This is a genomic window from Sinorhizobium chiapasense (assembly GCF_045277575.1).
In the GTDB taxonomy this organism is placed as follows: Bacteria; Pseudomonadota; Alphaproteobacteria; order Rhizobiales; family Rhizobiaceae; genus Ensifer; species Ensifer chiapasense_A.
Map to the genome: position 1 here is coordinate 3535874 of NZ_CP144205.1, position 12014 is coordinate 3547887.

General features: G+C 60.8%; 9 protein-coding genes. 3 read left to right on the top strand and 6 right to left on the bottom strand.

Annotation, left to right across the window (positions count from 1 at the left end):
* Nucleotides 1-117 precede the first annotated feature (117 nt).
* Genes leuS through holA form a run of 3 tightly spaced genes read left to right on the top strand, consistent with a single transcriptional unit; the run spans nucleotide 118 to nucleotide 4311 of the window.
* Nucleotides 118-2745 (top strand): leucine--tRNA ligase, encoded by a 2628-nt coding sequence (gene leuS, locus QM996_RS16970; RefSeq protein WP_500268444.1) that lies wholly within the window; start codon nucleotides 118-120, stop codon nucleotides 2743-2745.
* Nucleotides 2732-3265 (top strand): LPS assembly lipoprotein LptE, encoded by a 534-nt coding sequence (gene lptE, locus QM996_RS16975; RefSeq protein WP_500268445.1) that lies wholly within the window; start codon nucleotides 2732-2734, stop codon nucleotides 3263-3265. Before leuS ends, lptE begins: the two co-directional genes overlap by 14 nt.
* Nucleotides 3266-3276: 11 nt before the next feature.
* On the top strand, nucleotides 3277-4311 hold the full coding sequence (holA, locus tag QM996_RS16980; RefSeq protein ID WP_247959342.1) for a DNA polymerase III subunit delta: 1035 nt from the start codon (nucleotides 3277-3279) through the stop codon (nucleotides 4309-4311).
* Between the two features lie 202 nt (nucleotides 4312-4513).
* Here the strand turns inward: holA and QM996_RS16985 are convergent, their stop codons facing one another.
* The 6 genes from QM996_RS16985 to rho all read right to left on the bottom strand — a co-directional run bounded on the left by QM996_RS16985 (nucleotide 4514) and on the right by rho (nucleotide 11837).
* Complete coding sequence (locus tag QM996_RS16985) at nucleotides 4514-5404, bottom strand: ParB/RepB/Spo0J family partition protein (RefSeq protein ID WP_247959341.1); 891 nt, start codon at nucleotides 5402-5404, stop codon at nucleotides 4514-4516.
* 35 nt (nucleotides 5405-5439) lie between these two features.
* Nucleotides 5440-6234, bottom strand: a complete 795-nt coding sequence (locus QM996_RS16990; RefSeq protein ID WP_500268446.1) for a ParA family protein — start codon at nucleotides 6232-6234, stop codon at nucleotides 5440-5442.
* A 15-nt stretch (nucleotides 6235-6249) separates the two neighbouring features.
* Nucleotides 6250-6891, bottom strand: coding sequence for a 16S rRNA (guanine(527)-N(7))-methyltransferase RsmG (gene rsmG, locus QM996_RS16995; RefSeq protein WP_500268447.1), 642 nt, complete (start codon nucleotides 6889-6891; stop codon nucleotides 6250-6252).
* Nucleotides 6888-8771, bottom strand: coding sequence for a tRNA uridine-5-carboxymethylaminomethyl modification enzyme MnmG/GidA (gene mnmG / locus QM996_RS17000; RefSeq protein WP_500268448.1), 1884 nt, complete (start codon nucleotides 8769-8771; stop codon nucleotides 6888-6890). The genes rsmG and mnmG overlap by 4 nt, the downstream gene beginning before the upstream one ends.
* 100 nt (nucleotides 8772-8871) lie before the next feature.
* Complete coding sequence (mnmE, locus tag QM996_RS17005; RefSeq protein ID WP_500268449.1) at nucleotides 8872-10200, bottom strand: tRNA modification GTPase; 1329 nt, start codon at nucleotides 10198-10200, stop codon at nucleotides 8872-8874.
* 371 nt (nucleotides 10201-10571) lie between these two features.
* Nucleotides 10572-11837, bottom strand: a complete 1266-nt coding sequence (gene rho / locus QM996_RS17010) for a transcription termination factor Rho (protein ID WP_089044254.1) — start codon at nucleotides 11835-11837, stop codon at nucleotides 10572-10574.
* Between the last annotated feature and the right edge of the window lie 177 nt (nucleotides 11838-12014).

Below are 12014 nucleotides of genomic sequence, written 5' to 3' on the forward strand. Positions count from 1 at the left end.
GTGTCGCGGCAAACCCTTCAAAAACTTGACCGTCAGGCGGTTTCGTGGTGAAGGTCACCCCAACTATCATGAGGCGCGCGCCTATGCGCCGCAGAACTTCCGGAACATCGAAAAGACATGTCTAGCGAACGATACAATCCGCGTGATGCCGAGCCCCGTTGGCAGCAGGAATGGGAAAAGAACGAGGTCTTCCAGACCGAGAACGACGATCCGCGCGAAAAGTATTACGTGCTCGAGATGTTCCCCTATCCGTCTGGCCGCATCCATATGGGCCACGTGCGCAACTACACGATGGGTGACGTGGTGGCGCGCTACAAGCGCGCCCGCGGCTTCAACGTGCTGCATCCGATGGGCTGGGACGCCTTCGGCATGCCGGCCGAAAACGCCGCCATGGAGCGTGGCGTGCATCCGGCAAGCTGGACCTACCAGAACATCGCCTCGATGAAGGCGCAGCTCAAGGTCATGGGCCTGTCGCTCGACTGGAACCGCGAATTCGCGACCTGCGACCCCGCCTACTACCAGCGCCAGCAGCACCTGTTCCTGGACTTCCTGGAGAAGGGCCTCGTCTACCGCAAGCAGTCGAAGGTCAACTGGGACCCGGTCGACAACACCGTGCTTGCCAACGAGCAGGTGATCGACGGCCGTGGCTGGCGGTCGGGCGCCCTGGTCGAACAGCGCGAACTGACGCAATGGTTCTTCCGCATCACTGACTTCAGCCAGGAACTGCTCGACGCGCTAGACACGCTGGATCAGTGGCCCGAGAAGGTGCGCCTGATGCAGAAGAACTGGATCGGCCGTTCAGAAGGCCTGTCGCTGCGCTGGGAACTCGTGAACGGTACCGCTGGTGACGCGACCGAACTCACCGTCTACACCACTCGTCCGGACACGCTCTTCGGCGCCTCCTTCCTGGCGATCGCTGCCGACCATCCGCTGGCCAGGCAGGTGGCAGCCACCAATCCGGAAGTCGAGGCCTTCTGCGAGGAATGCCGCCGCGCCGGCACGTCGCTTGCCGCGCTGGAAACGGCCGAAAAGAAGGGCATCGATACCGGCATTCGCGCCAAGCACCCGCTCGATCCGAGCTGGGAGCTGCCGGTCTATGTCGCCAACTTCGTGCTGATGGACTACGGCACGGGTGCCATCTTCGGCTGCCCCTCCGGCGACCAGCGCGACCTCGATTTCGCCCGCAAATACGGCCTGCCGGTCGTCCCGGTCGTCATGCCGAAGGACGGCGATGCCGCGACCTTTGCGATCGGCGACGAGGCCTATATCGGCGACGGCGTGATGATCAACTCGCGCTTCCTCGACGGCCTGTCGACGGAGGAAGCCTTCGAGACGGTCGCTTCGAAGCTGGAAAAGGAAACGTTCAACGGCACGCCGCGCGCCGAGCGCAAGGTGAACTTCCGCCTGCGCGACTGGGGCATTTCGCGCCAGCGCTATTGGGGCTGCCCGATCCCGGTCATCCATTGCGACGACTGTGGCGTCGTGCCGGTTCCGAAAGCCGATCTGCCTGTCGTGCTGCCGCCGGACGTCACCTTCGACAAGCCGGGCAATCCGCTCGACCGTCACCCGACCTGGCGCCACGTCGCCTGCCCGCATTGCGGCAAGGATGCCCGGCGCGAGACGGACACGATGGACACTTTCGTCGACTCGTCCTGGTATTTCACGCGCTTCACCGCACCCTGGGAAGACAATCCGACCGACCCAAAGGTTGCCAACCACTGGCTGCCGGTCGATCAGTATATCGGCGGCATTGAACACGCGATCCTCCACCTGCTCTACTCGCGCTTCTTCACCCGCGCGATGAAGGCGACCGGCCATGTCGCCATCGATGAGCCGTTCAAGGGTCTGTTCACCCAGGGCATGGTCGTGCACGAAACCTATAGCCGTGGCGATGGCGCCCAGCGCGAATGGGTTACGCCGGCTGAGATCCGCATCGAAGAGATCGACGGACGCCGCCGCGCCGTGCTGCTTGAGACCGGCGAGGAAATCGCCATCGGCTCGATCGAGAAGATGTCGAAGTCGAAGAAGAATGTCGTCGATCCCGACGACATCATCGCTTCCTACGGCGCCGATACGGCCCGCTTCTTCGTTCTCTCCGATTCGCCCCCGGATCGGGACGTCATCTGGTCCGAGGCCGGTGTCGAAGGATCGCATCGCTTCGTCCAACGCGTGTGGCGTTTGATAAGCGAGTCGGCCGAAAAGCTGCGCGAGACCGAAGCAGCGCCGGCATCTGAAGGCGAAGCCCTTGCGGTTTCGCAGGCCGCTCACAAGACGCTGCGCGCCGTTGAGGCGGATTATGACAAACTCGCCTTCAACAAGGCCGTGGCGCGGATCTATGAACTGGTGAACACGCTTGCCGCGCCGCTGACCCAGGTTGCCGCCGGCAAGGCGGATGCGGCACTCGCCGGCGCCGTGAAGGACGCCACGACGATCCTGATCAACCTGATCGCACCAATGACGCCGCATCTCGCCGAGGAATGCTGGCGCGAAATCGGCGGCGAGGGGCTGATTGCGGAACGCGGCTGGCCGGCTTTCAGCCCGGCGCTGGTTGTCGAGAACGAAATCACCCTTCCGGTGCAGATCAACGGCAAGAAGCGCGCCGATTTGACAATCGCCCGCGATGCGGATCAGAGTGCGATCGAAAGCGCCGTCCTGGCGCTTGATGCCGTCAAGACTGCGCTCAACGGCAGCAGCCCCAAGAAAATCATCGTCGTGCCCCAGAGGATCGTCAATGTCGTTGTCTGATAGAGCTGACTCCCGCATCCGGTCGATCCCGGTGCTGGCAGGTGTTCTTTTGCTGACCGCGCTCGCTGGCTGCCAGGTCAGGCCGCTCTATTCCGATCCTGTCGGTACGTCGACGGCATTGGCGGCCATCGAGATCTCCGATGCCGACGACCGCGTCGAACAGGAAGTCCGCAACGACCTGATCTTCCTTGTGGCAGGCGGGCAGGGCGAACCGGTAAACCCGCAGTATCACCTGGCACTTGAGGTCACGACCCGCGCCATGGGCGTGCTCTATGATCAGGACAAGGACCGAGTGGACCGGGCCAGCGCCGGCCGCATCGTCGTCAAGGCGGACTACAACCTGACGAAGATCGGCACGGGCGAGACGATCAAGTCCGGTAATCGTACGGCGGTCGCGCTCGTCGACTTCCCGGTCCAGGAATTTGCCAAGTTGCGCGCCGTCCGCGACGGCGAAAACCGCGCAGCAAAGGAACTGGCCGAGCTGATCCGGGCTGATATCGCCGCGGCCCTCAGCCGCTAGTCGGTGTCGGGATGAGCGAAGTCAAGTCACACGAATTCGACTCCTTCCTCCAGAAGTCCGCCGGGGTCTACCGGCTGTTCATTCTCTACGGGCCCGACCGCGGGCTCGTCTCCGAGCGCGCGTCCGCGCTCGCCGCGCGCTGCGGCGTGCCGCTGGATGATCCCTTTTCCGTCCTGAAACTCGATGTCAGCGAGCTGACGCAATCGCCGGGCCGGCTGCTCGATGAGGTCAATTCCATCGGCCTCTTCGGTGGTGACAAGCTCATCTGGGTACGGGGCGCGGCCAACGAGAAGTCGCTCGTCGACGCGATGCAGCTTCTGGCCGCCGAACCGCCGTCCGGAAGTTACGTGATCGTCGAGGCCGGTGACCTGAAGAAGGGGGCCGCACTCCGCAAGATCGGCGAGACGGCCCGCTCTGTCGCCTGCATCGCCTGTTACAGCGACGACATTCGCGGCCTGCAGGCCTTGATCGACAAGGAACTTGGCGACGAAAAGCTGGGAATCACGCCTGCCGCCCGCGCGCGCCTGCTGGAGGCACTTGGCGGCGACCGCCTGGCGTCACGCAACGAACTGCGCAAGCTCGCCCTTTATTGCCGCGGCAAGACGGCTGTCGACGAGGAGGACGTTCTCGACATCGTCGGCGACGCCAGCGCCATTTCCGTTGACGACGCGGTCGACGCGGTCCTGAAGGGCGATCTCGACGGCCTGCTGCACGCGATGCAGAAGATCACCACGTCGAAAACACCGGCGTTTCTGGTGCTGCAGGCCTGCCTAAGACAGTTCCAGCAGCTCGACGTGATGCGCGCCGAAATGGATGCCAGTCGCCAGCAGGCGGGGCAGGTGATTGCCACGCTCGGCCGCGGTCTACATTTCCGGCGCAAGCCGATCGTCGAAGCCGCCTTGAAGCAATGGACGGCGCCGGCGATACGCCGTGAACTCAATCGTCTTCAGACGACGATCTTTCAAAGTCGCAGCCGCGCCAGCCTGGAAGAAAGCCTGGTCTTGCAGAATCTCATGGCGATCGCCGTGCAATCCGCACGGCGCTGATGCGGTTGACGCAAAGGGGACCCAGCCCTGACGCCGCTTGCTTCCGTCACTTTCCTAGCCGGCAATTATGCCTCGCACGGATGCCTCCGCGTCCCCACGGATGCTCCCGACGGAACCAAGTAAGACAGAAAGATTAAGTGAATCAATAGATTAAGCCGCGCCTTGCACACGAGGCGCGGCTTTCGCATGCCGCTTGAAGCCCTCACCGGCGCTCAAGCAGGCGGCAAATTTCCTCGAGCTGATCGAGCGTCTTATAGGCGATGCGGAGATGGCCACCAGACGCCTTGTGGTTGACGGTCACTTCGAGGCCAAGGCTGTCCGACAGGGTACGTTCCAACGCCAGCGTATCCGCATCCTTTTCGTCGCGGCGCGCTGTCTTGCCGAAATTCGGATCGTTCTGGGCGCGGATATCGTTTTGAGCCATGCGCTCGGCATCGCGCACTGAAAGCCCCTTGGCGACAATCGTCCGGGCCAGCGTCGCCGGATCCGACGTGGGAATGAGCGCCCGTGCATGACCCGCGGAAAGCGTACCCTCCGACAGCATGTCGCGTACCGGTTCCGGCAGTTTCAGCAGCCGCAGGCTGTTGGCGACGTGGCTGCGGCTCTTGCCGATGATTTCGCCGAGATCGTTCTGCGTATAACCATGCTCGGCAATCAGCTGCTCATACCCAAGCGCCTCATCAAGCGGGTTGAGGTCCGAGCGCTGAACGTTTTCGACGATAGCGATCTCAAGTGCCGTACGATCATCGACGTCGCGAATGATCACCGGAATCTCGGTGAATCCGGCTAACTGTGCGGCGCGCCAGCGGCGTTCGCCGGCGATGATTTCGTAGCGGTCGACACCAATGGTGCGGGCGACAACGGGCTGAACGATGCCGTGCTGGCGGATAGAATTGGCGAGATCCTGGAGTTCGGCTTCATCAAACTGCCGGCGCGGATTGCGGGGGTTGCGCGACACAAACTCAATCGGCACCCGCCGGTCCGGATTGACCGGGGCAGGGGCTGCGGCGCCAGTCTGCAGCGGCTGATCCATCTCACCGATCAACGCTGCCAGTCCGCGACCAAGCCGTCTCTTCGAGCTATCGTCGTTCATATTGTCACCCGATTTAGATTACGCTACCGAAATGATTATGCCGCCTTGCGCTGGCGCTCGCGCTGAATCACTTCCGATGCCAACTGCAGATAGGCCTGGCTTCCGGCACACTTCAGATCGTAGAGGATTGCAGGCTTGCCATAGGACGGCGCCTCCGAAACGCGAACATTGCGCGGGATGAGCGTGTGATAGACCTTGTCGCCAAGATGGGTGCGGACATCGCTAACGACCTGTTGGGCGAGGTTGTTGCGCGAGTCGAACATCGTCAGCACGATGCCCTGGATATCCAGTGACGGGTTTACCGATCGGCGAACCTGGTCCACGGTTTCCAGCAATTGGCTGAGACCTTCCAATGCGAAGAACTCGCACTGCAGCGGCACCAGCACGGAATGCGCGGCCGCCATGGCATTCATCGTCAGCAGATTGAACGACGGCGGGCAGTCGACGAGCACATAGGAATATTCCATCGCCGCCGGGCTAACCAAAGCTCTGCGCAGCCGGAAAACCCGATCCGCCTCCTGCGAAATCTCCATCTCGACGCCGAGAAGATCCATCGTCGACGGCACGATCGAAAGGTTCGGAACGGCGGTTTGCTGCGCAATCTCGCCAATCCCATGCGATCCCATCATCAGCTCGTAGGACGAGAGGTTTCGATCCCGCCGCTGAATACCCAAACCGGTGCTGGCATTGCCCTGCGGATCAAGATCGACGATGAGGACGCGCTCGCCGATCGCCGCCAAAGCGGTAGCCAGATTAATGGCGGTCGTCGTTTTACCGACTCCACCCTTCTGATTTGCGATTGTGATGATCCGATTTCTTGCGCCAAACATATTTCCGCTCGCCGATCACTGAACCTTGCGTGACAGATTTGCGATCTCGAGCACAACAGAATCCGGCTCGACGACGCTTGGATGTTTTACCAGATCGAATTGATAGCGGCCAATGGCTTTGTCGATTTCGCGCTGGTAATCCCGCCCTTTGTGGAAGTAGGCGACCGTTTTGCGCTCCTCGGCCAGCAACCACGGCGCCGAATAGTCGAGCAACAGCGTCAAATCGGCCAATGCGCGCGCCGAAACTGCGTCGGCCTGCGGAATCACCCTTCCGGCTTCTTCGATTCGAATCGGATGAACGGAGCCGCGCGCACCCGTTTCCGCCAATGCGACCCGCAAGAATGCGGCCTTCTTGTTGTTGCTTTCGACGAGATGCACCCAGCCGTCGGCGAACTCCGCGAGATAGATCGCCGTAATGACACCCGGGAAGCCGCCCCCGCTACCGAGATCGACCCAGGTCTTTGGCTTGGGCGACAGTTGCGCAAGCTGCAGACTGTCGACGATATGACGGCGCCACAGATCCTCGATGGTGGAGGGCGCCACGAGATTGATCGACTTCGCCCATTTCTGAAAGAGGCGGGCAAAATGCTCCAGTCGTTCATTCGTTTCACGTGAAACACGCAGTCCGTTCAACACATCGACGGGACTCGTTTTCATTGTGCACTTGCCTTTTCTTCGCGTTCTACAGTTCCGCTCTGACGCTTCAACCAGGCAAGAATCAGCGACGCCGCGGCCGGGGTCATGCCGTCCACCTTCATCACCTGTGCCAGATTTCGCGGTGCCTGCTGCTTCAGCTTCTGCTTCAGTTCATTGGACAAGCCCGACAGTTTGTCAAAGTCAAAGCCGTCGGGAATGACCAGATTTTCCTCACGACGAATGCCGGCTATGTCCGCCGCCTGGCGGTCCATATAGACCGCGTAGGCCGCGTCAATCTCCAGCGCTTCGACTACCCGCGGGCCAATCGACGACAGCTCGGGCCAGATCGGCAGCAGGGCAGCGATTGACTGCTCCGGATAGGAGAGGATCTCAAAGGCAGTGCGCCGCTGGCCATCCTGGTTCAGCCTGAGGCCATGGCGATTGCCCTCCGCCGGGGTCACCGAAAGGCTCTTCAATAGCTGCCGGCCGTCATCGAACTGAGCGCGCCAATCGACAAAACGATCACGGCGCCCGTCGGAGATGCAGCCGAGCTCCATCGCCAATGGTGTCAGACGGGCATCGGCATTGTCGGCACGGAGCGACAAACGATACTCCGCGCGAGACGTGAACATGCGGTAGGGCTCAGTGATGCCGCGCGACGTCAGATCGTCGATCATGACGCCGATATAGGAATTGGTGCGGCTGAAGATCACCTCCGGTCGTCCGGTCGCAAGCAAAGCCGCATTCAAACCCGCGACCAATCCTTGCGCGGCAGCTTCCTCGTAACCGGTCGTCCCGTTGATCTGCCCCGCCAGGAACAGGCCGGGCATCTTGCGCACCGCCAAAGTTGCGTTCAACTCGCGCGGATCCACATGGTCATATTCGATGGCATAGCCGGGCTGCAGGATCGTCACATTCTCCAAGCCGGGGATTGTTCGAATGAACGCCTCTTGGATATCGGCGGGCAGCGACGTCGAAATCCCATTCGGATAGATGGTGTCATCGTCGAGGCCTTCCGGCTCCAGGAAGATCTGATGACCGTCGCGTTCGCCAAAGCGCACGATCTTGTCCTCGATCGACGGACAATAGCGCGGGCCGACACCTTCGATCTGGCCCGAATACATGGCCGACTTGCCGATGTTGTCGGCAATGATCTTGTGCGTTGCCTCCGTCGTGCGCGTCACACCGCAATCAATCTGACGGTTCAGAATGTGGTCGGTCATGAAGGAGAAGGGCACGGGATCCTCGTCCGGCCCTTGCCGCCCGACACGATCCCAGTCGATCGTGCGTCCATCGAGGCGTGCCGGCGTACCGGTCTTCAAGCGGCCGAGCTTCAGACCGTAGCGCAACAGCGTCCCGGAAAGACCAACCGATGGTTCTTCACCAACACGGCCGGCAGGGATCTTCTGATCGCCGATGTGGATCAGACCCTTCAGGAAAGTGCCAGTCGTCAGGACCACGGACTTTGATATAAACGACCGCCCGTCCTTCATCACGACGCCGCTGACCTTTCCGTCAGTCTCAACGAGGTCAAAGGCATCGCCCTCGATAACCGTCAGATTGGCGATGGCGGCGATCTCGCGTTGCATGGCTTCGCGATAGAGGCGCCGGTCAGCCTGGGTGCGCGGACCTCGAACAGCAGGCCCCTTGCGCCGGTTGAGGAGGCGAAACTGAATGCCGCCAGCATCGGCGACGCGGCCCATCAGGCCATCCATCGCGTCGATCTCGCGCACCAGATGCCCCTTACCCAATCCACCGATCGCCGGGTTGCAGGACATCACGCCAATGGTTGACGCCTTATGGGTAATCAGTGCCGTATTGGCGCCGAGACGCGCTGCCGCGGCTGCCGCTTCGCAGCCCGCATGGCCGCCGCCAATGACGATGACGTCATACTGGATCATTGCTCATATCTCCAAGCCAGCACCGCTTCGCGCCGGCACGAATCGTTTCACGTGAAACACAACGAAGGACGCGCAAACGTTGTATCGTTGTTTCCACAGGCTATTTTCCAATACAGAATTCGGAAAATATCACATCCAAAAGGTTCTCGACATCCACCCGGCCGGTAATCCGCCCAATGGCATCGCCTGCGAGACGAAGCTGCTCAGCTCGGATGTCGAGACCATAACGCTCCCCCGCCAAACTCGCTTCGATTGCCCGAAGCGCTTGACGCAGGCTATCGACATGGCGGCGACGCGACGGCAAAGCGAGTGCGGTCCGGCCACTGAGGTCGGGCAGATGGCTGGCGATCGCATCCAATAGGCGATCCATGCCTTCACCCGTCCTGGTCGAGATGAAAACGTCCGCCGCATCGGGAGACCACCGCTGGTCTCGTTGATCGATCTTTGTTGCCACCCGCAGGACGGGCGTGCCGTCAGTGGCAATTTCGGACAAAGATTCAAAACCGCCGGCGGACTCCGACAGGAGGAGGATCAGATCTGCTCGCTCGATCACTTCGCGTGCCCGACGGATACCCTCTTGCTCGACACGTTCGTCGGTTTCACGCAATCCGGCGGTGTCGTAGAGTTTGACGGAGAATCCGGCTAATGAAAGGTCAACCGAGAGTACGTCGCGTGTCGTCCCGGCGATTTCCGTGACGATGGCGATATCCCGCTGCGCCAGTGCATTGAGCAAACTCGACTTGCCGGCATTCGGCTCGCCGGCGATGACGATCTTCAACCCGTCCCGGATGATCTCGGCGATCGGCGCATCGGCGATGTGGGCGGCGATCTCCCGTGCCAGCATCGCCATGTCCTGCCAGATGCGTTCGCTCACCGAACCCGGCACGTCGTCCTCGTCGGCAAAATCGAGTTCGGCCTCGATCATCGCCCGCGCATGCGTGAGGCGTTTTGCCCAGGCCGCGTAAACCTTCGATTGCCCACCACCCGAATGTTCAATCGCCAGCCGGCGCTGCATTTCGGTCTCGGCAACGATCAGGTCGGCGAGCCCCTCGACTTCCACCAGATCCAGCTTGCCGTTCTGGAAGGCGCGCCGTGAAAACTCGCCCGCTTCCGCGTGGCGCAGCCCCTCGAACTGGGAGAGCGCTTCGAGCAGGGCGTTCACCGCAGCGCGGCCACCATGGATGTGAAATTCGGCGCAATCCTCGCCGGTGAAGGAAGCAGGTCCGCGAAAATAGAGGACAAGGCCGCTATCGATCACAAGACCGTTGCGGGTCCGAATCGATTTGAGTGTCGCTGTTCGCGGAAGCGGCACGTCACCGCACAACGCCTGCAGGACCGCCGCGGTGTGCTGGCCGCTGACACGCACGACCGCGACGCCGGCGGGCAGGGCTCCGCTGGAAAGCGCATATATCGTGTGCATCGCTGTCATTGGCTCACCTGAAAGACCGCGAAAGCCGTTATGCGCTTCGCTGGTCGAAACAATGGGGATCGTCGAAGTTCGGGACCGGATCGTTTCGCTTCGCGGAGCATGCTCACGCAGAATGAAGACTGTATCTCAACGGGTCGGGGGAGCTTATGCCGAAACGCCGTTGAAATATCAAGGTGCTGCCACGCTTCGTGTTTCATGGCGCCGGCATGTTTCACGTGAATCAGCCGGAAACAATTGTGGAGTCGAGATCCCGATGATCCGGATTGTTGCGAGGCCGAATCGATATCTGCAGTGAATCCGGCTAAGGTTCTTGGAAAACAAAACCGGCCGAATTACTCGGCCGGTCTCTGATTTCGGCTATCGACCGCGTCTTACGTGTTCATCGAGTCGAAGAAATCACCGTTGTTTTTCGTCTGCTTGAGCTTGTCGATAAGGAACTCGATCGCGTCGGTTGTGCCCATCGGCGCCAGAATGCGGCGGAGCACGAAGATCTTCTGCAGGTCCTGACGCGGCACCAATAGGTCTTCCTTACGCGTACCGGACTTGAGAATGTCCATCGCCGGGAAGATGCGCTTGTCGGCGACCTTGCGGTCGAGCACGATTTCCGAGTTACCGGTACCCTTGAATTCTTCAAAGATGACTTCGTCCATGCGGCTGCCGGTATCGATCAGCGCGGTCGCGATGATCGTCAGCGAGCCGCCTTCTTCGATGTTACGGGCGGCACCGAAGAAGCGCTTCGGACGTTGCAGCGCATTGGCGTCGACACCACCGGTCAGGACCTTGCCGGAAGACGGAACGACCGTGTTGTAGGCGCGGCCGAGGCGGGTGATCGAGTCGAGCAGGATAACCACGTCGCGGCCATGTTCGACAAGGCGCTTCGCCTTTTCGATGACCATTTCGGCAACCTGCACGTGGCGGGTTGCCGGCTCGTCGAAGGTCGACGAAACGACTTCGCCCTTCACCGAGCGCTGCATGTCCGTCACTTCTTCCGGACGCTCGTCGATCAGGAGAACGATCAGGTAGCATTCCGGATGGTTGGCGGTGATCGAATGCGCGATGTTCTGCAGGAGAACGGTCTTACCGGTGCGCGGTGGTGCGACGATCAGGCCGCGCTGGCCTTTGCCGAGCGGCGCCACCAGGTCGATGACGCGGGCCGAGAGATCCTTCGACGTCGGAACGTCGAGTTCCATCTTGAAGCGCTCGTTCGGATAGAGCGGCGTCAGGTTGTCGAAGTGAACCTTGTGACGGATCTTTTCCGGATCATCGAAATTGATGGTGTTGACTTTGAGCAGGGCGAAGTAGCGTTCGCCTTCCTTCGGTCCGCGGATCGGGCCCTCAACCGTGTCGCCGGTCTTCAAGGAGAAGCGGCGGATCTGGGAAGGCGAGATGTAAATGTCGTCGGGACCGGGAAGGTAGTTTGCATTCGCGGAACGGAGAAAGCCGAACCCGTCCTGCAGGACTTCAACGACGCCTTCGCCGATGATTTCGATATCCTGTGCGGCAAGCATCTTGAGGATCGCGAACATCAGCTCCTGCTTGCGCATCGTGCTGGCGTTTTCGACCTCGAGCTCCTCGGCAAAGGCGAGCAGATCGGTCGGCGTCTTGTTCTTGAGTTCTTGTAGCTTCATTTCAGCCATGAAGGATCCATGTTTGGTATGGGTAATGGAGAGATGGCGAGTATTCGTTAGGGAGCTGCGGCTGGAAGAGGCAGGCTCTTGTCTTTGTCACAAGCCATGAAGAGGAGATGGCAGAAAATAGCGATTCACGTGAAACCCCGCAAGGGGCTGTCGCAAATTAGAAACGACTATTGCAAA

What these genes read in the sequence shown, in the direction of transcription:
- leuS (WP_500268444.1), top strand. Translation starts at nt 118, where the DNA reads ATGTCTAGCGAACGATACAATCCGCGTGATGCCGAGCCCCGTTGGCAG.
- mnmG (WP_500268448.1), bottom strand. Translation starts at nt 8,771, where the DNA reads ATGATCCAGTATGACGTCATCGTCATTGGCGGCGGCCATGCGGGCTGC.
- rsmG (WP_500268447.1), bottom strand. Translation starts at nt 6,891, where the DNA reads ATGAAAACGAGTCCCGTCGATGTGTTGAACGGACTGCGTGTTTCACGT.
- mnmE (WP_500268449.1), bottom strand. Translation starts at nt 10,200, where the DNA reads ATGACAGCGATGCACACGATATATGCGCTTTCCAGCGGAGCCCTGCCC.
- lptE (WP_500268445.1), top strand. Translation starts at nt 2,732, where the DNA reads ATGTCGTTGTCTGATAGAGCTGACTCCCGCATCCGGTCGATCCCGGTG.
- holA (WP_247959342.1), top strand. Translation starts at nt 3,277, where the DNA reads ATGAGCGAAGTCAAGTCACACGAATTCGACTCCTTCCTCCAGAAGTCC.
- rho (WP_089044254.1), bottom strand. Translation starts at nt 11,837, where the DNA reads ATGGCTGAAATGAAGCTACAAGAACTCAAGAACAAGACGCCGACCGAT.
- QM996_RS16985 (WP_247959341.1), bottom strand. Translation starts at nt 5,404, where the DNA reads ATGAACGACGATAGCTCGAAGAGACGGCTTGGTCGCGGACTGGCAGCG.
- QM996_RS16990 (WP_500268446.1), bottom strand. Translation starts at nt 6,234, where the DNA reads ATGTTTGGCGCAAGAAATCGGATCATCACAATCGCAAATCAGAAGGGT.